Raw genomic sequence first — 23,379 nt, 5'->3', positions numbered from 1 at the left:
GAAAGGATGAATACAATAGTGAATACTATTTCAGGCGCTTCGGAGATTAGCAAGCGGAGACGCTCTGCTACATGGTTTGGGTACGCCGCATGTGCCTGGTCGTTGCTCTTCTCCCTCGCTCACTTCTATTGGGGGATCGAGGCCGCCACTACGGGAGTACTCACCGTCCCTAATGGCAATATACATTTGGAGAACGGCCCTGCTACTGGTAGTGGAGTCATCTTCGCCTGGGTCGTGACTGTTGGCATGCTGTGCATTCTGGGTGGGCTCATCGCGTTGTTTCGCATGCGAGGCGAGAGGATGTTCCACAGTATGCAACTCAGTGCAACCGCAGTAGGAGTAATGACTATGACGGCCTATGTAGTCTACTGCTTTACCATAAATGGCTTTGCGTGGATCATAGCTCCCGGTGCCCTCTGTGCGTTCGGGGCGGCGATCTCGCTATCGCTGATCCAGCCCTGGGGGCGCTTCATTCCGCGCTGGCTGTTGCTTCTGCTTGCTTGGCTCGGTGGTGTGATTATGATAGTTCATGAACTCTACGGCGGGATCCTACAGGGATTGGCTGTGTCAGGCATGATTAGCTGGCAACAGGAATACCTCATGATAGGTGCTCCTGCTACACAAGCTCCGCTCACAGTACAGCAGTTTATCGATCAAAACCTCATCTGGGGTTCGTGGTTTCTGCTCGGAGGCGTCCTATTCTGTGCCCTCGCCTGGCTGGCACGCCACTCGCTCGACGAGCGCTAAAGCCTGGTGAGTGGGGAGACCGAAAAAAAGAAGATGCCGTTTCATATTCTTGCCAGAACGCCAGACGCATGACAGATCGGTAGTTCTGAGGTACCATTATTCGTGTGGAGTGCAGCGTATCCATTCCCATGAGCATAGATGCATATCCTGACGAGCGTAGCCATCTGAATGACCTGCCTGGAGAGAGAAGATAACAGTGAAGTTCCCAACCTTTGTGCTGAAGCGGTTCCATCGCTTGCAATGGAAATTAACGATCTCATATTTGATAACTTGTGTCATCGTCTTGTGTTTGCTTGAACTGCTCGTCACCCTGATAGGCGTTGGGGTGACTCTCTCACAAGACAGAGAGACTCTTGAACACCACGCACAGCTCCTCGCACGCATCGCGGGTCCAACTTTTCCCGCGACGAGAGTTGCCTACCAACAGCAATTGCAAGCGGCTTGGGAACTGCTCCAGGAAAGTAATCCTGCCTTTCAGGGCTATATAGCTGCCGTTGACACACAAGGACGCGTGATTGTAGCCGCCGGGGATCACGCCCCTGTTCCTGGATATGATCTGCGGTCTGCGTTACCAGCCAGCGTTCAGCAAGACGCCCGAGGATTGCTCTCCTCCCATGCGTCTCCATCCTCTCCTCAGAGCGCGTTGCTCCGCACCTCTTTTGAGCAGGGTAGGGAGTATATTGTCGCTCCGCTGCTGGAAGGAACAACCACTCAGGGTATATTGGTCGTCAGTGGGCACTATGTACGCTTTTCCTGGGAGAACGTGCTTACATTCCTCCTGTTCTTCGGGGTGAGTGCCGCCATCTTCTTTCTTGGCGCGGGAGTGGTTGGCCTGGCGTTCGGTGCCGTCACGGCCCGCGGCTTGGTCCGCCGACTTCAGCAAATCGCGGCAGCTGTCGAAGGCTGGAGCCTGGGCGATTTCTCCACTTTTGTCAGCGATCCCTCTCGCGACGAAGTGGGACAGTTGGCACACCGCCTCAATCATATGGCTCAGCAATTGCAGCAGTTGCTCAGGATGCGTCAGGACCTGGCAACTGTAGAAGAGCGCAATCGCCTGGCTCGCGACCTGCACGATAGTGTCAAGCAACAGATTTTCGCGGTTTCTTTGCATGTAAGCACCACAAAGGCTCTAATGAGACATGATGAACAGGCTGCGCAGGCACATTTGCTCAAAGCAGAAGTTTTGGTCCGCCAGACCCAGCGCGAACTGATGACGCTCATTCGCGAATTGCGCCCGGTTGATCTGGAGGACAGAAGCCTGGCGCAAGCCCTACAGGAATATACACATTCCTGGCAGGAACAGACGGGCATCCCTGTTGAACTAAAGGTGGACGGAGACATAGCAACGTCGCTGGAGGTTGAGAACGCCTTCTTTCGAATCGCACAGGAAGGACTGGCAAACATCGCACGCCATAGCCAGGCATCGCTTGTGAAGCTCCATCTGACCTGCGCTACGGTTGTGACACTCGCGATCAATGATAATGGCTGCGGTTTTGACGTACACAACAGAGAACAACAAGGCGTTGGCCTCTCCTCCATACGCGAGCGGGTCCAGGCCCTTGGTGGGCATCTCGACATCCAGAGTAGCAAAGGCCAGGGCACAACTATTATCGTCTGGTGTCCACAAACAGAGAAAGATGCTTCCTAAGAGCAGAGGACTCTTTTCAGGAGAAAGACAACATGCCGGAAACAGAACTGATTACTATCCTTATCGCCGATGACCACGCCATTGTACGCGAAGGCATCCGCGCGTTTTTCGCTATTCAGCCTGACTGCAACGTAGTCGGTGAAGCCGAATCGGGAGAGGACGTGGTGCGTTTGGCTGCAGAGCTGGTCCCCGATGTTATCCTGATGGACCTGATGATGCCTGGCATGGATGGTGTGGAAGCTACGCGCCGCCTCAAACAGGTAAGTCCGCATTCTCAGATCATCGTGCTCACCTCTTTCCACGACGATGAGCATATCTTCCCAGCGCTGCGAGCCGGCGCGCTCTCCTATATCCTCAAAAGTATCCCTCCCGACGAGCTAGTGGAGGTCGCGCGCAAGGCAGTACGCGGTGAATCTGTGCTGCATCCCCGTGTGGCCGCGCGCGTGGTGCGCGAACTGCGTGGCACCAGAAGCGAGGCTCCCAATCCATTTGTCGAACTGAGCGAGCGCGAGCTTGAAGTTCTGCGTCTGATCGCTGGCGGTCGCTCCAATACTGAGATTGCCGCGCGCCTCATCATCAGCGAGAAGACTGTCAAAGGGCACCTGAGTAATATTCTCTCGAAGCTCCATCTGATGGATCGCACGCAGGCCGCTGTCTTTGCCTGGCAACAAGGACTCATCCATCGCGATTGACTGTGACGAGCACTACGCCAAATGTCTTGCTCTAAACAGGCCATCTGATGCATCACAAAATACCACTCCTGCTGTATGCTCTCTCTAGAACAAACATATGTGATCCTGGTCCGGCTCTCCGGCATTCTTCTGCTCATACGGACAGTGTTTTTTGGAAAAGGGCTTACCAGGATGGCATGAGATTTCAATTTACCCCCTCTGTTGATAGTGTGCAGAGATGAAAGGGTGCATTATGGAAACCAGACATGACAACATGTCGTTATCAAATCATTCTTCTTTGCTATCGCGGCGGATCGTGTGGACAGGCTACGCCGCGTGTGCCTGGGCACTGCTGTTTGCCTTAGAACACGCCTACTGGGCCTTTGGAGGCACCTGGCTTCTGGCTTCTGGGTCGACACAGGAACTCCAACGCCAATTTGCCGAAAATCCCGCGTCATATATCATCAGTTGGGCCGTAGATGTTATGGTGTTTGCTGCCCTGGCTCTGTTCCCTCTCGCCCTGATATGGAGAGGAAAGCGTATCAGCCAGAGCCGAATGCAGATTCTTACCCTTGTATACGCATATGTAAGTCTGTTCTTCTTTGTGCTGACCGGTGTGATCAGGCACGATAGTATGTTGATAATATTCAGCCTTGCTGTCAGCGTTCTCAGTATTCCCATTGCTTTTATGCGACCTCGCAACCAGAATATTCCAAGCTGGTTGGTGATCTTTGCAACCTGGATCTTCGGTATTGGGATGATCCTCTACGGGCTTAGCTACTTTATTGTTGCTTTTCTCAATATCCATGCAGGCCACTTCTGGACATATATTGCTGCTGGCGGATTAAATTGGACGATCGAGGGCATTCTATTCATAATGGTGGCCTGGCTGGCGAACTGTAGCGGGCGCGATGCCCAGACACGAGACGGCGAGCCAGCTAGCATAGTGGTTCAGAGACGCGAAGGAAGAGATAATCCGGGTGAAAGTAAGACAAACGATGGTTTGTAGGAAGACGTGATTGGCCGCCGTCAGGTTCAGTCCAACGCCGCCCGCCTTCAAAGACAAGAGAAAGAGCGGGCGCCGTTGCGCTCATCCTGGAAACGCGTTACCAGTTGATCACGCACCTTCTTCGATCGAGAAAAACTGGACCAAAGGAGAGGAGTTTTGCTCACCATTCAAGCCCCCTTTGGCTCGTGAATTTACAACTACCGAATGTGTGAACGTGCTTGTAGAGCTGTGCTGCTAAAAGCAAGATTCCGCCTGTCACTCTTCGCTGCTGACCATCCCTGCTCTCTTGGATTGCTGACGGGGAAAACCTATCACAGGAGGTGAGCGACTTTTGCCAGGAATGTCTCAATGTTGAAGGGCTTGGCCAGAAAATCATCCGCTCCCGCTTGTCGTACTGTTTGCTCAGCACTAGGATGCGCTGAGAACATTAGGACAGGAATCTTTCGAGTCTCCTGTTGACTCTTCAGCCATCGCACAATATCGCGCCCATCTTTGCCTGAAAGCAAGACATCCAGGACAATAAGGTGGGGAAGTTCGCCATTGTGCAGTTGCATGAGGGAATCCCCTCTGTCTGCCATCACCACCTCATAGCCCTCCTCTTCCAGGATGATGTGGAGGAACTCGAGAATATCCGGGTCATCATCCACGATGAGAATACGTTGTGTTGTATGCGGCATCGTTCTCTTCCTACCCTTCTCTCTTTGTTGGGTCTGCTGGCCACGTATGCTCTTTTGGCTCCATCTGTGGCAACGCGACAAAAAATGCGCTCCCAGCCCCTTTGCGGCTCTCTACCCATATGCGACCCTGATGGCGCGAGACGATCTCCCGAGCCAGGTAGAGGCCAATACCCAGCCCTGGGTACGTTTTCTCTTCAGGGCCTACCTGATAGAAGCGCTCAAAGATGCGATCATGATGGCTCTGGTCAATACCAATGCCAAAATCCTGGACGCTTACGATGACCTGCTTCCCCTCGTGGAAACGATGGATGATGATGTGCTCAGCCGCTGGAGAATACTTGATGGCGTTGGTCAGTAGATTGATGAACACTTGCCCCAGACGATCTGGATCACCCTTCACCTGTGCTCCTGTGCGTCCCTCGATACGTAGCTGATGGCTCGTGGTGGTCGCCTGCACATTGTCCACGATCTCGTTGAGCAGCGCATCCAGATCAAAAGCTTCGATGCGCAATGCAAGTTTGCCAGCCTGCATCCTCGAGATATCGAGCAAGTCACTGATAAGCCTGGTAAGCTTATCGAGCTGGGCATCCATGCGTGCCAGGTAGGAGAGGCCTTGCTCGTCTCCCTGTTTCGTCAGGCGGCGCTGCAGGACGTGGGTAAATCCTTTCAAGCTGGTGACCGGCGTTTTAAGTTCATGGCTTGTCATACTGATAAACTCGTCTTTGCGATGCTCAACCCGCATTCGCTCGGTAATATCATGCCAAATGGAAATGACCATGGTCACAGCACCACTCTGTGTGCGTACTGGACGGGAGATGATCTGCACCCAACGTTCAGTTCCTTGAACACTGAGTGTGGCCTGCGCTTCTTGGGCTCCGGCCAGAACTCGGCGGTGAGGAAGTTCCTCGGGAGATAATGTATGTCCTTGCTCATCAATGAGTGGGGAGGTAGTGAGCAGGATCTCGTCTGGCTGGTCCAGCAGCTCGTGGACCGAGGCCGCCCCGCTCATCTGGGCCGCGACCTCGTTGGCATAGAGGACGCGATTATCAGGTATGTAGACAATAATGCCATCCGCTACGCCCTGCAGAATAATGTCGAATTGGTCGCGACTCTGTTGGACTTCTCGATAGAGCCGTGCATTCTCCAGGGCTAAACCGATGCGCCGTCCCACTTCTTCCGCCAGAGTGAGATCAAACGCGTTGTAGTGTCTACCCGATGTGGTGGTTATCAAAGAGAACACCCCCGTGACCTTCCCTCGTGCGACCAGGGGAACCAGCATCGCGGAGGTAGGACCAATCTGCCGTGCCAGCGCCAACTCCTCCTCGTTCCTCCTCGCCTCTACCAGCAGCTCATCGGTGATCTCGGGGTAGAGTTCTGCGTGTCCGCTGCGCAGCACCTGAGCTCCCCTCGTGGCGCATCAGGATCGACGGGGAAGCGCTCGCGTAGGGTGCGCACCCAGCGCACCTGCTCGGGATCGATAGACGCGAACTCGGCCAGTTCCAGGTGTCCCGCCGCATTCACCAGCTCAATGATACACCAATCTGCCAGGCGCGGGACCGCCAGGTGTGCCACCGCAGTCAGCGTTTCCTGGTAGTCAAGAGTGGAGGCCAATACCTGACTGAGCTGGGCAAGTATCTGCTCCTGGGCCTCAACGCGCTTGCGTTCAGTGATGTCATGGGCAATGTCAGAGGCTCCGATGAGCAGACCCCCATGGTCATAAATAGGAGAGACAACGACGGAGACCGACACACGCGTGCCATCTTTGCATTGCCTGACCGTTTCATAGAGCTCAACCCGTTCTCCCTGGCGAATACGCTCCATGATCGTAATAAATTCATCCTGACGATCAACCGGGAAAATAAGGGTGATTGGTTGGCCCACCACCTCCTGAGCGCTGTAGCCATAGAGATGCTGCGCCGCTCGATTCCAACTGGTGATGATGCCCTCACTCGTTTTCCCAATGATGGGCGTATCTGCTGATTCGACCAGAGCAGCAAGATGGAGGCGAGCGCGTTCTGCCTGGCGGCGTTCGCTAATATCACGGGCAATTTTTGTCGCCCCAATAATGGTACCGTTCCGATCTTTGACGGGGGAAATACTCAAGGAAACTTCGACCCTGGTGCCATCTTTGCGCTGCCGAACGGTTTCAAAATGCTCAATGCGCTTGCCCTGACGCAATGTCTTAAGGATTTCCTTTTCTTCAGCGTGCAATTCCTCGGGAATGATGAGCAGAACCGATTGTCCAATCGCTTCTTGGGCCGTGTAGCCAAAGAGTGATATAGCTGCTGGGTTCCAGCTGGTAATGATACCTTCAAGTGTTTTACTAACAATGGCATCATCGGAAGAAGCAATGATGGCCTCGTAGATACCCAGTTCTTCCAGGGGTTGATGCAAATGCATAAGTATGGCTCTCCTGAGCTAGCTACTCCTACGGTCTCTGGCGAGTAGTAGATGGTGTATGGAAGACGGACGATCTTTGGAATGATGAGGCAAGATGGGCGTCCGAGGATATGTTTGCATCACATATAGTACCCAGTATAGCACAGGAAATGATCTGACCAAAGAACGAGATCTACTAGCTGCTCAGGACAATGTGATGCTCTCCAAAGGGAGAAGGAAAAGGTGAAGGGCGCAGCTGGGACGAGCATCAAAAGTGTGCATCTGACGAGCCGCATTGGGAACGTCCAACAGATCAAGCAAACCAAGTAGAAAATTGCTGGCCTATCAGGCCCTGTGCTACGTAAGCTGCTAACCCTTCAGGTTATTTACCGCCTCGATAATGAGAATTGTTTTAACAGGTCCTGTGTCCTCCTGGGAAGATGGGGTATCGGGTGCTTGCATTGACTCGTGGTCCTTTCTATCGCGATCGCCGGGATGGGGCGTACTTCTTTCACGAATGGAACGGATTATTCGTTTCAGAGGTAGGCCCAGGATAGATATTATTAGCGAAAAGGAAAACCCCACTCTATTTTTTAGAACACAGATTGAATTTAATGCATTTGAGTTTTTTGAAAAGAGTTCTTACTCTCCTACGGCCTCGCGGCCCAGCACAAACAATTCACGCAATTGCGAGGTCGACATCTCCGTTAACCAGTTCTCACCACTGCCAATAATGTTCTCCGCCAACACCTTCTTGCTCTCAATCATGGCGTCAATACGCTCCTCCAGCGTCCCCACACAGACAAACTTGTGTACCTGGACATTGCGCTGCTGTCCGATACGAAACGCGCGGTCCGTCGCCTGGTTCTCCACCGCGGGATTCCACCAGCGGTCGAAGTGGAAGACGTGATTGGCAGCCGTCAGGTTCAGTCCAACGCCACCCGCCTTCAAAGACAAGAGAAAGAGCGGGGCGTCGTCGCGCTCATCCTGGAAACGCGTTACTAGTTGATCACGCACCTTCTTCGGCGTACCGCCATGAAGGAAGAGGACTTCACGCCCCAGTTGCTCTTGCAAGTGCCGGCGCAATAGTTGGCCCATCTCGGCGAATTGCGTAAAGATCAGGGCCTTATCGCCTTCCGCCAGCACCTCATCCAGCATCTCTTCCAGGCGCAATACTTTGCCCGAACGCTTGCCCAGAGCACTCTCGTCCCCCATAAAATGCGCGGGATGATTGCAGACCTGCTTCAAACGTAACAGGGCCGAAAGGATCATGCCCTTGCGCTCAATGCCTTTGGCATCGTCGATTTTCTCTAGCATCTCCTTGACGACCGCGTCGTAGAGCGAGGCTTGCTCCTGCGTCAGGTTACAAAGCACCTTCATCTCCATTTTCTCTGGCAGGTCCTGGATAATACTTTTATCGGTCTTGACCCTGCGCAAGATAAAGGGCTGTACAAGTTGCTTGAGCACTTGCGAGCGCTCCGTGTCGTGATAGCGCTCAATCGGCAGGACAAAGCGCTGGCGAAAGTCCTGCGCCGAGCCAAGGTAGCCAGGATTGAGAAATTCAACGATGGAGCGCAGTTCAGAGAGGCGATTTTCTACGGGCGTGCCCGTCAAGGCCAGCCGATAGCGCGACTTCAGCTTCTTGATGGCCTGCGTCTGCTTCGCCTCGTCGTTCTTGATATTCTGCGCCTCGTCAAGGACAGTATTCTCCCACGCTACCTGGTTGAGTAATTCCTGGTCGCGTAACGCCAGGGCGTAGGTTGTTAACACGACATCATGTTGACGCACTTCCTGCACAAATTCCTCGCCAGAGAGCCGCTCAGCTCCATGATGGACATGCACGGAGAGCGAAGGAGCAAAGCGCTGGACCTCACGCTGCCAGTTGCCCACAATAGACATAGGACAGATGACCAGCGTCGGCAAGGCCCGCGCGCCCTGGGGCAGATGCGCCCGCTCGTAGAGCAAGAGACCAATTAGCGAAGCGGTTTTTCCCAGGCCCATGTCATCCGCTAGGCAAGCACCCAGGCTCAGGCGCTTGAGGAAGGCCATCCACGAGACACCACGAACCTGGTAGGGACGCAGTTGTCCCTGGAATGTGGTGGGAATCTCCACCACCTCCAACTGTTCCTTCCCCTGTAGGCGTTTGAGCGTGTCATCCAACCAACCCTCAACCTCAACCTCAACATGCGATACGCCAAAGGACTGCTGCTCTTCGGCCCCGGCCTCTAAGCGCAACAGGTCGCGCAGGCTCAGCTCCTCTTTACGCATAAGCTTCTTCGCGAAGAATTCACTCGCCGCCTCGAGCTCCTCTGGCCGTAGCTCGATCCATTGACCCCGCACCTTGACCAGAGGCTGCTTTAAGCTTACTAGTTCGAGAAACTCTTGCTCGCTGAGTATCTCTCCCCCTAATGACATCTGCCAGTTATATTGCAACAAGCTATCCAGCGTCAGGAAGCCACTACTCTCTTTTGCGGTTGACTCTTTGCCCTTCACATGCAGTTTAGCTGCCAGGCGAGCGCCACGGCTTCCCCACCAGGATGGCACCAGCACCCCGAAGCCGCTCTGTTTCAGGAGAGGGGCCGCATCACTGAGAAAATGGTAGGCTTCTTCCGTGCTTAACGCTACCTCAGTGGGGCGAGCGGAACGCAGCCCTCGCTCCAAAGGCGGGAAGAGGCGAATGGCAACCCCCAGATCCGTCAGCAAAGCTTCTTGAGGATGCTGAAAGGCGCGGTTGAGAAAGGTAGAGGAGCCAGCGCGCGCCTGCCAGACCTGCTCGGCAGAGACTAAGAGGCTGGGATCATCGTTGGCCTGTAAATGAAAGCTCAGCTTCCAGGAGTCTGTCGCCTGGTCTGACTCCCCTTCCTGCGTCTCCTGGTCGTCTGTGCGCTCTCCCCCTGGCTGCTCCAGGCGGAAACAGGTACGAAAGGGACGAAACTCGGCGCGGGTCACAACGGGCCGCAACCAGGTTACGACAGCTTCAGTAAAAGCCTGCAAGTCTTCTTCGGAGGCGGCCAGTTCGCCTCCATGTGACGAGGCAAGTGCCTGTACCCACTGGGCCGAGAGAGACATTCCTCGTGGGAGGCGTCCCTGCTCCTCCATCTTTTCCATTGAGGTTCGTACCAGCGCGTCGACGCTGCGCTGTAAGAAGTTGAGTAAAAGCTCCTGCGGATCAATCTCTACTGGCTGCATCGTACCAGTCACGCGAAAGGCGCGGCAGGCAGGCGGCATAGCGCGTGCCAGGCGCGCCACGCGCTCCTGATCCTCTGGCATGAGCGCCAGCGACCAGGAGGCTGCGGCTTTCATCTTCACAGCTTGCTTACTACCGCCCCGGCTCGACACCCTGGCAGGTTCGGGAACCTTTAGGGAGGGCAAAAAGCTCTGGCGTTGTACCAACTCCAGGGCCAGTTGGGCCGCTTTCATCCAGAAGCGTAAATCGCTGCCATAGCTGTGATACTCGCCAGAGGCGGGAGGCTGCTCGGGCAGGGCAAGCAACATATCACAGGCATGGGTGTCATCAAGAGAGAGCGCCTCTACCAACCAGTCGAGTAACTGCGGCTTGCTTTTACTTGTAATAGGTGTTTCTAGCACAAGCCTGGGCGAAGGAAGAGGGTATTTGCTCGTCGAAGGCAAACGCACAGTCATTACATCATCTGAGGCTTCCAGGCTTCCCCGTTGCGATAAAATCATCTCAAATTGGGCACGCAGTTCCTGTGCCGATGAGCAAAATGGATGGAGAGGTGCAGCATCAGAGGTTGTCGCCTCCACCTCTGACCGGAGTTGCGAGCGCTCTCCCCAGAGGAAGAGTTTCCCTTCTTCGACCGTTTGCCACGTCGCATGTAAAACAGACACGTCTAGCCCCTCTCCAGCTTCAACTTATGTTCTCATTAACCTCACAGGAGGCTATGCGATGGGATCATTCATCTCTTTAGGTTTCTGCGCGAGCGAGGACTTCACCTCAATATAGCGCGCCAGGATAAAGATCATATCTGACAGGCGATTGAGATAGCGCACCACCTCGCCATTCTGAATAACATTATCGTGCAGGAGTTTGACCGCCATGCGCTCGGCGCGGCGAATAATCGTGCGCGCCAGGTCCAGCGCGGCCCCATCCACCGTATCCCCTGGGATAATAAATTTGTTGGGGATCTCGACCTCGCGCTTCAACTCCTCTTCAACCTGTTCGAGACGCTGGACATGCTCAATTGTCATCCGCAGCCCCATAGTCTCATAGTTCTCCGGAGGCGTCGCCAGTTCTCCCATCAGGAGATACAGTTCCTGTTGCACCTGAAAAATAATGGCTTTCACATGTGGATCTTGCGCGACGGCGCGGGCCAGGCCAAGAGCTGACGTTGCCTCATCGACGGTCCCAAAGGTATCAGGACGTGGATCATATTTCGGCACACGTTGCTCCCCCAATAAGCCGGTATACCCGGCATCGCCTGTCCCGGTGGTTACTTTCGCCATATCTTATCCCTCTCTTTCAACTTCTTGCGCAAGATAACGGTACGCCCGGCTTACCCGCCGCCAATCCATCTCTCGTCCACGCACGGGACGCTCTTCCTCCCCAGGGAGCAAGCGGTTAGTGGCCAGGAAGCGACGCCGCAGGTTTGAGAGGTCAATAGGTTCGTCGGGTGGGAAGAAGGCGCGATAGAGCAGAGCGGCCTCGGCAAGGGTAAGCATTCCATCCCCACTCACCGGCTCGCGAATGACGTTGAGTTGTAGTGTCTCGCGACCGCCAGTTACTTTGCGCCCCTCCTGTTGCCACCACTCCTCTGGCGATACCCCTATACTCATTTTATCCATATCAGCCAGGTAACGCAGGATCACCTCTGGCTCGCGTTGCACATAGGATCGCAATGTATAGAGGGCACTGAGCAAACCCGGGCGCACCTCTGGATCTAGTTCGCGCTCTCCCGTCTCAATCTCCACCACAGGCACCCAACTCACATGCAGGCTCGGAACTGGCTGCTGGTGTAGATTTGGGCGTAGCTGATCCCGATTGGCGCGCAGCAAAATACTATGTATCAGCGTAATACCAGCCCCCTGCTCATCGCTTCCCCACACCTGCACCTTCTGCTCCTGCCAATCCGCCTTCAATTGTACTAACGAAGCATCCTGCGGCCAGAGTAACACTGCCTCCATGGTTCGCTCTACGGCATCAGAAACCAGTTCATTCCCCAGCACCAGGCGCATAGGAGGTCCCCACGGGCCATCACGCAAGAGGACCCATAGCGACCAATCACAGACCGCAAAGGCCGCCACCCCAGCAGTTACAATCAACCGTCGAGGTACAGCCTCACGTGAGGGGCGTGCCTTGATTGAGTTGCCGGGCCTGGAATTGGGTAAACGCATCGCTTCCTCGCCAGACTAAAGGCATTTCCACTTAATTAGAGAAGATGTGCATACATGCATAGCCTATTGTATCTCATAGGTGGATGTCTTGCACACAGAAGCGTCTACACACCCAACAACACTTCCCACTTTTGGACATAGAAAAAGGCACCCCTCTTTGCAGTCAGAGTGCCAGCATTGTATGCAACCAGTCTTAAAACGGTTTAAAGACCAAAGATCGCGTAGAGACTAAGGGCGAATGCCGCGCATAGAAGAGTCGCAATAAGCACATAGGTATAGTAACGTTTGAGTTCTTTGCTGCGATCAAGAGCAACCGCTTTAGCGCCAGCTTTGCGCGATGGTATTTGTTTTTGCATCTTTTTCCCCTTAGTGAACATCTATTCAGGGTGATAAGTAACCTCTGTACAAATGATACGATTGAGGCTCGTAATCGGTTGTAACATTACAGCAATTGTACCCAAACGACGGCGGAAAAGCAATGCATTATGGCAATTTTGTCAGAGTTGGATCTGGCAAGGGAGAGATCGTATCCTGATAGCGCTCCAGCACACGCCGAGCTTTGACATGATCGCGCTCAAGGGAGACGCGGAAGAGTTGTTCGCAAAGCATCAAGGCTTCGGCGGCCATGGCGCGCCTGGTGGCAGTCATATTTCCTAGCAGATCATGCCTCCGAGCAGAGCGAAAGAGGGAGTGAACCTTCTCCAGGAGATCGCTCAGGGTCTCGTGTGAAGGGGGAGTTTCTTCTTGTGACTCCTGTAGCGCAGACGCCACATGTGAGAAAAACTGACTACAGGTTTGTACCACAGCAGAATATTCACTGTTACGTGCATCTAAGAGGGCCTGCAAGATGCGTCGCTCGTCGGCTTCATCCAGCGCGAACACGGAGAAGAGACTGGCCTCGCCCCCCAATTCTTGAATGTCGTGGGCAAGCTGCGTAAAATGCTTCTCCACCTCTTCCGAATGCGGCAAGAGATATACCGAGTTCTGCAAGGCATATGCACCCAGGTTTTGCAAGCGTCGCCATACCCAAACGCGCTTCTGGGACGGCTCGCTTGGTACTTTGTACGTCAATTGTAACCAGCGCATCGCATCATGCTCGGGCATTTTCTCGCTACACCTCATTCATTGAGTGGCACACGTAACACATGTTACGCATAATAGCTTATAGCAATGGTACTCGAAATAGGTGAATAAAGTCAAGCGTAGAGCACTAGAGGTGCTTAGATACCACGATACCAGGTCATGCCATCTCCATAATCATGCACCAGCAGGGGAGAGGGCGCAAAGAGCAAACGTATAATCACATAGAAGTCGCCGACAGAGCCCGCCGCATTTAGTGTCAATAGAAGCCAGAGAAACAGGCTGAGACCCAGTGAGGCAAATGGCAGTACAGCAACACCAATGAGCGTGATGAGGAGAAAAGGTGCCAGCCTGATAATGAGAAACGGCGTACGCGGAATGTACCATTCTGGCGCCGAGGCATAGGCATAGATCCACTTAAAGCCAAAGTGTGGCCAGGCTCGCGTAAACACCCAGAAGAAGATTCCATGTATTAACTCATGCACAAGCATACAACCAAACACGGTAAATGCCATCGCCAGAATGCCCTCCAACAACTGCCAGCCACCAATCGTCACCGATGCACTCCGGCCCAGGCTCTCCCGATGAAACAAGAAAGCAATATAGGCAAAAGCCAAGGCAAACAAGATAAAGAGCAGCAAACCAACACCATTGAGGATCCAGGCGCGCTTTTTATCTTTCGCGAAATTCACCTCGCCACACGGGGTATATCCCTGTGGTAGACTTGTCACAGCCTTCATCGTATCCCTCCTTGTATACCTAGATGCTAGGCACGCTTCATATGTAAGTATACACAATTTTTATATTTTATTACCCTTCCCGAGAAGTCCATTCTTGCATAGAATTCGTCTCAGGTGCTAGACTGAGGAAAGATAAGCATGGTGCTTTGTAAACACAGAGAGGTGATACATGCAAGATATTTATGTCATCGCGGGCGCGAGAACCCCTGTGGGTGTCCTCCAGGGTTCGCTCTCCGATGTGTCAGCTATCGACCTGGGTGTCATCGCAGCCAGGGAGGCACTCCAGCGTAGTGGTGTCAATCCCCAGCAGGTGGACCAGGTGGTGATGGGGAATGTCATTCAAACGAGCAAAGACGCGATCTACTTCGCGCGGCATGTGGCACTGAAAGCAGGACTGCCTATAGAGACCCCGGCGCTCACCGTAAATCGCCTCTGTGGCTCTGGCCTGCAAGCCATCGTCAATGCCGCCCAAATGCTGCGCCTGGGCGAGGGAGAGATCGCGCTGGCGGGCGGTGGCGAGAATATGACCCAGGCCCCCCACGTCATCCGTGGCGCCCGCAACGGCTTCAAGCTAGGCGCCGCGCCCCAACTCGAAGATAGCCTGTGGGAAGCCCTGGTTGACAGCTATATTGGCTGCGGCATGGCGATCACAGCCGAGAACCTGGCCGAGAAGTATCAGCTCTCACGCGAAGAGGTAGATGCCTATGCCCTGCGCAGCCAGGTCGCGGCACGCAAGGCCCAGCAGGCAGGCTACCTGGCCGAAGAGATCGTCCCCGTCACGCTTAAGGATCGCAAGGGCAACGCAATCACCTTTGCCCAGGATGAGGGCATTCGTGATACCTCGCTTGAAGCCCTTGCCAAACTCCCAGCACGCTTCCGCAAGGGCGGCGTCGTCACTCCCGGCAACGCTAGCGGCATCAACGATGCCGGCGCCTGCGTGATCCTGGCCACCGAGGACGCCGTCAAAAAGCATAACCTCAAGCCCTTGGCACGCATGATCTCCTGGGGCGTTGTCGGCGTATCCCCTGAGATCATGGGCATCGGTCCCGCTAATGCCATCCGCCAGGCGCTCAAGCGCGCCGATCTCGGCCTCGACCAACTGGACCGCGTGGAAGTTAATGAGGCCTTTGCTTCGCAGTACCTGGCCGTGGAGAAAGAGCTAGGCCTGAATCGCGACAAGACCAACGTTAATGGCGGCGGCATCTCTATCGGCCATCCCCTGGCCGCCAGCGGCGTACGCATCACCCTCGCGCTGCTCAATGAGCTTCGTCGCAACCACTTAAAATATGGCGCGGCCTCCCTCTGCATCGGTGGCGGGCAAGGCATCGCAGCCGTCTTCGAGAACGTTGGCTAACAAATTCAGGGTAAGAGGTGTAGCGCTCTGGAGCTTGCCTGCGGCAAGCTCCAGAGCGCTACACCTCTTACCTCAGTAAGCGCCACAGGCGCGAGAAGTTTCGCCAATCGCAGGCACATGGTTTATGCTATAATGGGCTACTACTAGGGATGCGATAAGGACCGCTTTTCAATGGTGAACAGTGGACTTCAGCGCCTTTCATCACACGTGCCTCACGTTGCATTCAAAGGTATCTATTGAAAGACAACGAAGTATCTTACTAACTTCTTATGCGGAAACCAACGTCGCTCTCGCGACTAGCGCTTCCCCCATTCGGGGACAAGCGCGCTCAGGTTTCCGATAGGAACTAACCAGGAGGAATCGCAATGGGTAATAACCTCAACTTCGAGGATACAGACACTATTTTAACTGAGGATCGCCTATTTCCCCCACCCAGCGATGTCGTAGAAAACGCCAACATTACCGCTTATATGCGCTCCAAGGGCTTCAATGACTACGAATCTTTCTATCAGTGGTCACTGGAGAACCGTTTCGAGTTCTGGGAAGACATGGCTAAAGAACTGCACTGGTTCGAGCCATGGACGAAGACCTTTGAATGGACGGAGAAGCCCTTCTTCAAGTGGTTCACCGGCAGCAAATTCAATATCGTCTACAACTGCCTGGATCGCCACCTGGAGAGCGAGACGCGCCACAAGGTTGCCTTCTACTGGGAGGGTGACGATGGCTCCAACCGCACGCTGACCTACGAGCAGCTCTATGTCCTGACCAATCGCATGGCCAAAGCCCTGCAAAACCTGGGCATCCAGAAAGGCGATCGCGTCGCTATCTACATGCCTGCTATCCCCGAACAAGTTGCCGCCCTTCTGGCGGTCGCGCGCCTGGGCGCGGTCCATACCGTCATCTTCGGTGGCTTTGCCGCCAACGCCCTGCGTGAGCGTATCAATGACGCGGGAGCCAAGGTCGTGATTACGGCGGACGGCAATTATCGCGGCGGCAAACATATCCAGCTCAAGAAGATCACTGACGAGGCCCTGGAAGAGACGCCAACCGTGGAGAAGGTGCTTGTTGTACGTCGCCTGGACAGCGAGATCAACATGCAGGAGGGGCGCGACTTCTACCTTGATGAGCTCTTTAAAGAGATTCCCGAAGACACAGTTGTGCCTTGCGAGCCCATGGATAGCGAAGACCTGCTCTATATCCTCTATACCAGCGGCAGCACTGGCAAACCCAAGGGCGTTGTGCATGTCCAGGCTGGCTATGCCGTGGGCACCTACACCACAACGAAGTTTGTCTTCGATATGAAGCCCGAGGATGTCTACTGGTGCTCGGCCGACATCGGCTGGGTCACGGGACATAGCTATATCGTGTATGGCCCCTTGATGAATGGCGCGACCAGCGTCCTCTTCGAGGGCACTCCCTCCTATCCCGCCCCCGATCGCTGGTGGAGCATCATCGAGAAGTTCAAGGTCAGCATCTTCTACTCCTCGCCCACCGGTATCCGTGGTCTGATGCGCTTTGGCGAAGAGTGGCCCGCGAAGCATGATCTCTCCAGTCTGCGCGTTCTCGGCTCCGTGGGTGAACCCATCAATCCCGAGGCCTGGATGTGGTACCGTCGCAATATTGGTCGCGACGAACTCCCCATCATGGATACATGGTGGCAGACCGAGACCGGCGCGATCCTGATCAGTCCAACCGTCATCCTACCGCTCAAGCCCGGTAGCGCTTCGCGTCCATTCCCCACCATCGAGGCCGATATCGTGGACAAAAACGGCAAGGCGGTCGGAGAGAACAAAGGCGGCTTCCTGATCGTGCGCCATCCCTGGCCCTCGCAGATGCGTACTATCTATCGCGATCCCGCACGCTACCAGACCTACTGGGATACCATTCCCGATGTCTACTTCGCTGGCGATGCCGCGACAAAAGACCAGGATGGTTACTTCCGCGTCCAGGGCCGCGTTGATGACGTCATCAAGGTCAGCGGACACCGCCTGGGCTCTATGGAGATCGAGTCCAGCCTGGTCAGCCATCCCGCGGTAGCCGAGGCTGCCGCTATTGGCAAGCCAGACGAGGTCAAGGGTGAGCACGTTAAGGTCTTTGTCATCCTCAAGGATGGCCATGAGGCCTCCGACGAGATGGAGAAGACACTGAAGCTCCATGTGCGCACCAACGTTGGTCCCCTGGCCGTACCTGACGAGCTCGAATTTGTGCCGAGCCTGCCCAAAACCCGCTCGGGTAAGATTATGCGCCGCGTCATTCGCGCCCGCGAGCTCGGCGAGCCGGTCGGTGATACCAGCACCCTCGACGCATAATGATTTATTAAAAATAAGTTGATAGTGAGGTGCCCTATGCAGCCTAAGGCTGCATAGGGCACCTCACTATCAACTTATTTTTAATGTCGTCTCTCATGCTGTCTAGGCTCGAAAACCCCTGCTATTTCCCCTTCTAATCTTGACCGTACATCAAAGCTAGGTTATAGTAGAACACAACTCAGTCTATATGCTAAGAAGAGAAGATATTCCTTTTAGGCCCCCACACGCATCTTCTTTTCTGGGATGGTTGGAGGGGGTTCGCGAGGTTTGGCACGTTCCTCTGTAAAAACGCCTCCCTGTTAAGGGTGAAAACACGAAAGGAAAGCGCGGCGACAGAGCCTTTTCCATCTATCCAGGAGGCTCGCATGTCGCCCGCCAGGTGAGTGAGGCAGAGCCATATGCCCGAAGTACAGCAAAAACAAGATCTTCATGCCTATTTGACCACGCTAATTAAGCGTGCGGCGGCTGCATACATTGAACGTGAGGGAATCGCTTACGACGCCGAACAGCTTCCTATCGACCTGCGCTTCTCAGCCCAATCCAGCTTTGGCGACTACTCTATTCCCGTCATGCCCTGGGTCAAGAATAAGCTCGGTCGCCCCCCTCTGCAAATCGCGGAGGCACTGGCGACTTATATCAATGGGCTGCACGTTCCTGAGCTTGAGAATGTCAACGCGACCAAGCCCGGCTTTGTGAATTTCCGCTTAAACCGCGCGGGTGTGGGCCGCAGCATTATCGAGCGTGTGCTCGAAGAGGGTCCCGACTTTGGTCAGAGCCAGGTCGGGCTTAATCAACGCATCATCGTTGAACATACCGCGATCAACACCAATAAGGCCGCGCACGTCGGCCACCTGCGTAACTCCTGCCTGGGCGATACCGTCGTGCGTATGCTCCGCTCACAGGGCTACCATGTCGAGGCTGAGAACTATATCGACGACTCGGGCGTCCAGGTCGCGGATGTGGTAGTTGGCATGCTGCTCCTGCAAAAGGGCGAGTTACAACTGGCCGAAGGCAATGAGCAGCTTCCCGACGAGTCGTTTGACTACTATTGCTCACGCATCTATGTGGCCGTGAACAGGCTCTATGAGCAGAAGGAGTCGGAGCAGGGTATCGCCGCGATTCAGTTACGCCGCCAGGTGCTACACTCCATTGAACATGGCGATGAACCAGAGGCTGGCCCCGATTATCCTGCGATGGCCGCTGATCTCTCACACCAGATCGTGCAAGCCCATCTTAAGACCATGGGACGCCTCAACATCTCCTATGATCTCCTGACCTGGGAGTCAGCGATTTTGCAGGCCGGACTCTGGCAGCATACCTTCGACTTCTTGCGCAAGCATAACTTGCTCGAAAAGCCTGAGGCTGGCCCCGCCGCTGGCTGCTGGATTCTCCCCTTTGGGGACGGCGAGAGCGATGGTGAGCGCATGAGCGATAAGATCCTGGTGCGTAGCGATGGGACCGCGACCTACACCGCCAAGGATATCGCCAACCAGCTCTGGAAGTTTGGCATTACCGACGATCCCGAGTTCAACGTTCAGTTCCACTTCGTGCCCTGGGGTACCCAGCATGATGGGCGCCAACTCTGGACCATGCGCACGCCTAAGGATGCCTTCAAACCTGAGCAGGAGGGCGATCCCAAACGCTTTGGCCATGCCCAGCGCGTGGTCAACGTCATCGATGTGCGCCAGTCCTACCCGCAGCAGGTTGTATACGAAAGCCTGCGCCGCTTAGGTTACACCGAGCAAGCCGAGAACTCAAAACACCTGGGCTACGAGGTCGTCACGCTTTCGGCCGCGACCGCCGCCAGCCTGGGCATCGATACCTCCGATGGCCGCGATTTCTACGCCATGTCGGGACGCAAAGGCATCGAGATCAAGGCCGATGACCTGATCACCACAGCGGAACAGCGCATGCGCGAGGTTCGCCGCCAGGATGAACGCCCCGAGATCGATGAGAAGACGGCATCTGTGCTGGCAGCGTCGGCGATTCGCTACTTCATGATTCGCTTCAACCTGCAACAGATCATCGCCCTGGATATAGACGAGGTGCTCCGCCCCAATGGCGATACCGGCGTCTACCTCCAGTACTCCTATGCGCGCTCAAACAGCATCTTGCGCCGTTTGCAGGCCTCTGGCTATACTATTCCTACCAGGCTGAATGGTCTACCAGAACAGCTTGAGCAGAGCGAGTGGGAACTGTTGCGGCACATTGATGCCTACCCACGCCGCCTGGCGGAGGCAGCTGAGCAGATGTCGGCTTCGGCACTAGCCACATATGCCTACGACTTGGCAGCTCATATCAGCGATTTCTACGAACATACGCCTCCAATCGTGAAAGAAGAGAACGAACAGATGAAGGCCTTCCGCGCCCTGCTCGTTCAAGCCACGGTTCAAACAATGAATAATGTCCTGCGCATTCTAGGCTTTGAACCCCTGGAGCGCATCTAGACACCACTGCGGAGAGTTACCGTGAAACGTTCTGTTTTATGGTCCCATCTCGGTCAGCCCGGTCTTGAGCACCTCTTCCTCCATGCTCGTGAAGAGGAGGTGCTCGCCGATGGGCAGGCCATTACCATGGAACAAGGGATGCCCTTACGCGCCCATTATGTTGTCCGTTGTAACTCCGACTGGCAAGTCACCCAGTTTGATATCGATATTCTGGGACGCTTGCAGGCTGACCTCCACTTGTGCGCCGATGGGAAAGGAAACTGGTTCTTTGCAGAAGGAGAACCCATCCCAGACCTGGCAGGCTGCATCGATATCGACATCTCCATCTCCCCTTTTACCAATACGTTGCCCATTCGTCGTCTGCAACTGGCAGTCGATGAGTCAAAGGAAATTCTGGTAGCGTATGTCGCCTTGCCTGACATGCAGGTCACACCCATCCGCCAGCGCTACACTTGTTTGAGCAATCTTCCAGGCGAGCGCGTCTACCGCTATGAGTCACTGGATAGCGAGTTCAGCACCGAGATCACGGTTGATGATGACGGCCTCGTCATTAACTATCCACATCTCTTTGAGCAACTCACCGTCCGCTAATCGAGATCACCAATCAGACGTCTTTTATTCATGAGCGTAGCAAGTATCGCATGGACCATTCAGAACATCATGCGACACTCACTACGCTCACGCAGCATTCTCTACAAAATTTTGTGGCAAGTGTGGCAACCTCCACGTTGCCTTTGAGGGATCAAAAAATGCAAGGCGAGACAACAAACTTTCCCAATGAGATGCATACCATCGAAGACTTCCAGGCCTTTCACCGTTGGCTGGACGCCCAGAAAGGCTTCGCGACTGACATCTTCTTAAACATGACGATGTTAAGTGGAGAGATTGGCGAAGTCGCGCAGGTACTGAAGCAGGTCTATTTCATGATCGATCCTGCCCACACGGATCAAGAAGTAAAAACACTTGAGGAGGCCCTGACTATCCATCGTGAAAATCTGGGCCAGGAGCTAGCCGATTGCCTGGCCTACATCTTTAAGCTAGCCAACTATACCGGCGTCGATCTACAACAGGCCTACCTGGAGAAAATGGCCAAGAATCTGCATCGTACCTGGAAGTATAAAGCAGAAAAAGAAGCATGAGGGAATGGGCATGATTTGTGGGCGAATGCCCACAAATCATGCCCATTCCCTCATGCTTGGAAGCGCCGCACGCGCTCCCGGTCAGGCGTCAGAGCCGAAACAACTAACCCTGCTTCTGGCGTGCGGCGTTGATCTGATCGCGTGCGCGCCGGGCCTCTGCCGCCGCGGCCTGGGCGAAGTCCTCGCCCTCGCTAGCGTAGAGGATGGCACGCGAGGAAGAGATAATCGCAAGCTCACCCTGCGCATCCACACCCACCTGGACCGCCGCCTCCAGGTCGCCTCCCTGGGCACCAATCCCCGGAATCAGGATCGGCATCTGGGGACAGATAGTGCGAATCTGGCGCAGTTCCTCGGGATAGGTCGCCCCAACCACCAGCCCGCAGTTGCCCGCAGTATTCCAGGACTGCACGCGCTGGGCGACAACCTCATAGAGGGGGCGTAGCGTCCCGCTCTCATCCTGCACGCGCAAATCCTGCATGTCGCGCGCTCCTGGATTGGAGGTGCGACACAGCAGGAGCGTACCCTTGTCGCGATACTCCAGGAAGGGAGCCACGCTATCATAGCCCATATAGGGATTGACCGTCACGGCATCGCAGCCATAGGTCTCAAAAAAGGTTTTCGCATATGCACGCGCGGTATTGCCGATATCGCCGCGCTTGGCATCCGCGATCACGGGAATATGCGCAGGTACAGCCTGAACTACTTCCTGGAACGCCTGGAGGCCCGCCGGCCCCAGGACCTCGAAGAAGGCCAGGTTCGGCTTAAAGGCGCACGCATATGGGGCCGTCGCTGCGATAATATCCTGACAGAAACGCACAATTGCACTCATCACCGGCTCCTGGCGTAGCGAAGCAGGCAGGCGTCCAGGATCGGGATCCAGTCCAACACAGAGCAGGCTTTCCTGTCGACGCGAGGCGGCGAGAAGTTTCTCGGCAAAGTTCATCTGTATGTCCCCTTTTATGAAATAACCTGATCGGCGAATACTATTATAGGGTCCATGCTTGCATAGACTTGCTCCTACGAGATCCGCACCCTCAGCGCTTGAAATCCAAGCCAGCTTGGACCCTACAACTTCTGTGCGTCGGCGGCTTGCTGTTTGGCCAGGAAGGCACGCCCTTTCCCCAGTTCGGTGTTGACCGGAACCCCGTCGCGGCAGAAGGGGCACTCCTCGGCGGTATAGGTTTGCAGCGGGAGTTCGACTAGCGCATGAATGGGAACGCCTCCAACCTGTTCAGGTCCCACATTGCCACGATTGCACAGCACGCTCAAGCCGATCACGTTACCGCCATAGCGGCGCACCGCCTCAATCGTCTGGCGCGCCGAGCCGCCCGTGGTCAAAATATCCTCTACCACCAGGACATTGCTGCCCTTAACAAACTTGTCGTAGCCACGGCCAAAGAAAAATTGTTTATCTACGCCATCGGAACCCTTCTCCGCGAAGACCGCCCGGGTCTCGCCCGAGAGCTTGCGCCTCGTCAAATGATAGGCCGTCCACTGCGAGAGAATTACTGCGCCAATGACGGGACCCACCACCACGTCGATCTGCTCAGGATCATAGGGCTGTCCCATACGCTCGCAGAGCGACGAAATCAGCTCTGGTCTTAAATAGAGCGCATCTTTATTCAGATACACCGAACTATGGCGCCCCGAACTATAGACAAAATGACTATTTGTGATGATCGCGCCTGCCTGCTCAAAGAGTTCCATCAATGTTGCATCACTACTCATGGGATTCCACCTTCTAGTTCTTGCTCTTACTACTCTACGCCCACAATAAATATTGCATTCACGGCACGCTTCTGTGCTCAGGGAAAGGGAGTAGAGACT

At 54.8% G+C, this 23,379-nt stretch carries 20 protein-coding genes; 9 read left to right on the top strand and 11 right to left on the bottom strand.

Annotation, left to right across the window (positions count from 1 at the left end):
• Positions 1-18 precede the first annotated feature (18 nt).
• The 4 genes from JMJ04_RS18230 to JMJ04_RS18215 all read left to right on the top strand — a co-directional run bounded on the left by JMJ04_RS18230 (position 19) and on the right by JMJ04_RS18215 (position 4,075).
• Positions 19-747 (top strand): hypothetical protein, encoded by a 729-nt coding sequence (locus tag JMJ04_RS18230; protein ID WP_201371865.1) that lies wholly within the window; start codon positions 19-21, stop codon positions 745-747.
• Positions 748-943: 196 nt separating this feature from the next.
• Positions 944-2,395 (top strand): HAMP domain-containing sensor histidine kinase, encoded by a 1,452-nt coding sequence (locus JMJ04_RS18225; protein WP_236038063.1) that lies wholly within the window; start codon positions 944-946, stop codon positions 2,393-2,395.
• A gap of 32 nt (positions 2,396-2,427) precedes the next feature.
• Entirely contained in the window at positions 2,428-3,087 is a 660-nt protein-coding gene (locus JMJ04_RS18220; RefSeq protein WP_307811696.1) for a response regulator, read from the top strand.
• Positions 3,088-3,319: 232 nt separating this feature from the next.
• Positions 3,320-4,075 carry a DUF3995 domain-containing protein gene (locus tag JMJ04_RS18215; protein WP_201371864.1) on the top strand — a complete coding sequence of 252 codons (756 nt, stop codon included), beginning with the start codon at positions 3,320-3,322 and terminating at the stop codon, positions 4,073-4,075.
• Between the two features lie 311 nt (positions 4,076-4,386).
• Here the strand turns inward: JMJ04_RS18215 and JMJ04_RS18210 are convergent, their stop codons facing one another.
• From JMJ04_RS18210 to JMJ04_RS18170, 9 genes are all read right to left on the bottom strand, one after another.
• Complete coding sequence (locus JMJ04_RS18210; RefSeq protein WP_201371863.1) at positions 4,387-4,752, bottom strand: response regulator; 366 nt, start codon at positions 4,750-4,752, stop codon at positions 4,387-4,389.
• A 10-nt stretch (positions 4,753-4,762) separates the two neighbouring features.
• Positions 4,763-6,148, bottom strand: a complete 1,386-nt coding sequence (locus JMJ04_RS18205) for an ATP-binding protein (RefSeq protein ID WP_201371862.1) — start codon at positions 6,146-6,148, stop codon at positions 4,763-4,765.
• Positions 6,091-7,152, bottom strand: a complete 1,062-nt coding sequence (locus JMJ04_RS18200) for a PAS domain-containing protein (protein WP_201371861.1) — start codon at positions 7,150-7,152, stop codon at positions 6,091-6,093. Before JMJ04_RS18200 ends, JMJ04_RS18205 begins: the two co-directional genes overlap by 58 nt.
• 621 nt (positions 7,153-7,773) lie before the next feature.
• On the bottom strand, positions 7,774-10,980 hold the full coding sequence (locus tag JMJ04_RS18195) for a DEAD/DEAH box helicase (RefSeq protein WP_201371860.1): 3,207 nt from the start codon (positions 10,978-10,980) through the stop codon (positions 7,774-7,776).
• A 51-nt stretch (positions 10,981-11,031) separates the two neighbouring features.
• Entirely contained in the window at positions 11,032-11,595 is a 564-nt protein-coding gene (locus tag JMJ04_RS18190; RefSeq protein ID WP_007905259.1) for a cob(I)yrinic acid a,c-diamide adenosyltransferase, read from the bottom strand.
• A 3-nt stretch (positions 11,596-11,598) separates the two neighbouring features.
• Positions 11,599-12,483 carry a hypothetical protein gene (locus JMJ04_RS18185; protein WP_201371859.1) on the bottom strand — a complete coding sequence of 295 codons (885 nt, stop codon included), beginning with the start codon at positions 12,481-12,483 and terminating at the stop codon, positions 11,599-11,601.
• A 203-nt stretch (positions 12,484-12,686) separates the two neighbouring features.
• Complete coding sequence (locus JMJ04_RS18180) at positions 12,687-12,839, bottom strand: hypothetical protein (protein WP_201371858.1); 153 nt, start codon at positions 12,837-12,839, stop codon at positions 12,687-12,689.
• A gap of 127 nt (positions 12,840-12,966) precedes the next feature.
• Positions 12,967-13,587: a Chromate resistance protein ChrB gene (locus JMJ04_RS18175; protein ID WP_201371857.1), complete on the bottom strand. Its 621-nt coding sequence runs from the start codon at positions 13,585-13,587 to the stop codon at positions 12,967-12,969.
• A gap of 116 nt (positions 13,588-13,703) precedes the next feature.
• Positions 13,704-14,303, bottom strand: a complete 600-nt coding sequence (locus tag JMJ04_RS18170; RefSeq protein ID WP_201371856.1) for a DUF3267 domain-containing protein — start codon at positions 14,301-14,303, stop codon at positions 13,704-13,706.
• A gap of 169 nt (positions 14,304-14,472) precedes the next feature.
• Between JMJ04_RS18170 and JMJ04_RS18165 the strand changes: the two genes are divergently transcribed.
• The 5 genes from JMJ04_RS18165 (at position 14,473) to JMJ04_RS18145 (ending at position 21,552) form a co-directional block, all read left to right on the top strand.
• Complete coding sequence (locus JMJ04_RS18165; protein ID WP_201371855.1) at positions 14,473-15,657, top strand: acetyl-CoA C-acetyltransferase; 1,185 nt, start codon at positions 14,473-14,475, stop codon at positions 15,655-15,657.
• 365 nt (positions 15,658-16,022) lie between these two features.
• Entirely contained in the window at positions 16,023-17,966 is a 1,944-nt protein-coding gene (gene acs, locus JMJ04_RS18160) for an acetate--CoA ligase (protein WP_201371854.1), read from the top strand.
• Positions 17,967-18,364: 398 nt separating this feature from the next.
• The gene (locus tag JMJ04_RS18155; protein WP_201371853.1) at positions 18,365-20,413 is read left to right on the top strand and encodes an arginine--tRNA ligase; all 2,049 of its coding nucleotides are present in this window, start codon (positions 18,365-18,367) and stop codon (positions 20,411-20,413) included.
• A 21-nt stretch (positions 20,414-20,434) separates the two neighbouring features.
• Complete coding sequence (locus JMJ04_RS18150) at positions 20,435-21,004, top strand: putative glycolipid-binding domain-containing protein (RefSeq protein WP_201371852.1); 570 nt, start codon at positions 20,435-20,437, stop codon at positions 21,002-21,004.
• Positions 21,005-21,162: 158 nt separating this feature from the next.
• Positions 21,163-21,552, top strand: a complete 390-nt coding sequence (locus JMJ04_RS18145; protein WP_201371851.1) for a MazG nucleotide pyrophosphohydrolase domain-containing protein — start codon at positions 21,163-21,165, stop codon at positions 21,550-21,552.
• 103 nt (positions 21,553-21,655) lie between these two features.
• On the opposite strand, the gene pyrF is transcribed toward JMJ04_RS18145, so the two are convergent.
• Together pyrF and JMJ04_RS18135 are read right to left on the bottom strand one after the other, a co-directional pair.
• Entirely contained in the window at positions 21,656-22,495 is an 840-nt protein-coding gene (pyrF, locus tag JMJ04_RS18140) for an orotidine-5'-phosphate decarboxylase (RefSeq protein WP_201371850.1), read from the bottom strand.
• A 122-nt stretch (positions 22,496-22,617) separates the two neighbouring features.
• The gene (locus tag JMJ04_RS18135; protein ID WP_201371849.1) at positions 22,618-23,280 is read right to left on the bottom strand and encodes a phosphoribosyltransferase family protein; all 663 of its coding nucleotides are present in this window, start codon (positions 23,278-23,280) and stop codon (positions 22,618-22,620) included.
• Positions 23,281-23,379 lie beyond the last annotated feature (99 nt).

The sequence above is a fragment of the Ktedonobacter robiniae genome (genome assembly GCF_016587375.1).
In the GTDB taxonomy this organism is placed as follows: Bacteria; Chloroflexota; Ktedonobacteria; order Ktedonobacterales; family Ktedonobacteraceae; genus Ktedonobacter; species Ktedonobacter robiniae.
The sequence above is the reverse complement of the archived record's forward strand: the minus strand, read 5'-3'. Positions and strand labels throughout refer to the sequence as shown.

What these genes read in the sequence shown, in the direction of transcription:
- JMJ04_RS18220 (WP_307811696.1), top strand. Translation starts at nt 2,428, where the DNA reads ATGCCGGAAACAGAACTGATTACTATCCTTATCGCCGATGACCACGCC.
- JMJ04_RS18215 (WP_201371864.1), top strand. Translation starts at nt 3,320, where the DNA reads ATGGAAACCAGACATGACAACATGTCGTTATCAAATCATTCTTCTTTG.
- JMJ04_RS18210 (WP_201371863.1), bottom strand. Translation starts at nt 4,752, where the DNA reads ATGCCGCATACAACACAACGTATTCTCATCGTGGATGATGACCCGGAT.
- JMJ04_RS18200 (WP_201371861.1), bottom strand. Translation starts at nt 7,152, where the DNA reads ATGCATTTGCATCAACCCCTGGAAGAACTGGGTATCTACGAGGCCATC.
- JMJ04_RS18190 (WP_007905259.1), bottom strand. Translation starts at nt 11,595, where the DNA reads ATGGCGAAAGTAACCACCGGGACAGGCGATGCCGGGTATACCGGCTTA.
- JMJ04_RS18185 (WP_201371859.1), bottom strand. Translation starts at nt 12,483, where the DNA reads ATGCGTTTACCCAATTCCAGGCCCGGCAACTCAATCAAGGCACGCCCC.
- JMJ04_RS18180 (WP_201371858.1), bottom strand. Translation starts at nt 12,839, where the DNA reads ATGCAAAAACAAATACCATCGCGCAAAGCTGGCGCTAAAGCGGTTGCT.
- JMJ04_RS18175 (WP_201371857.1), bottom strand. Translation starts at nt 13,587, where the DNA reads ATGCCCGAGCATGATGCGATGCGCTGGTTACAATTGACGTACAAAGTA.
- JMJ04_RS18170 (WP_201371856.1), bottom strand. Translation starts at nt 14,303, where the DNA reads ATGAAGGCTGTGACAAGTCTACCACAGGGATATACCCCGTGTGGCGAG.
- JMJ04_RS18165 (WP_201371855.1), top strand. Translation starts at nt 14,473, where the DNA reads ATGCAAGATATTTATGTCATCGCGGGCGCGAGAACCCCTGTGGGTGTC.
- acs (WP_201371854.1), top strand. Translation starts at nt 16,023, where the DNA reads ATGGGTAATAACCTCAACTTCGAGGATACAGACACTATTTTAACTGAG.
- JMJ04_RS18155 (WP_201371853.1), top strand. Translation starts at nt 18,365, where the DNA reads ATGCCCGAAGTACAGCAAAAACAAGATCTTCATGCCTATTTGACCACG.
- JMJ04_RS18145 (WP_201371851.1), top strand. Translation starts at nt 21,163, where the DNA reads ATGCAAGGCGAGACAACAAACTTTCCCAATGAGATGCATACCATCGAA.
- pyrF (WP_201371850.1), bottom strand. Translation starts at nt 22,495, where the DNA reads ATGAACTTTGCCGAGAAACTTCTCGCCGCCTCGCGTCGACAGGAAAGC.
- JMJ04_RS18135 (WP_201371849.1), bottom strand. Translation starts at nt 23,280, where the DNA reads ATGAGTAGTGATGCAACATTGATGGAACTCTTTGAGCAGGCAGGCGCG.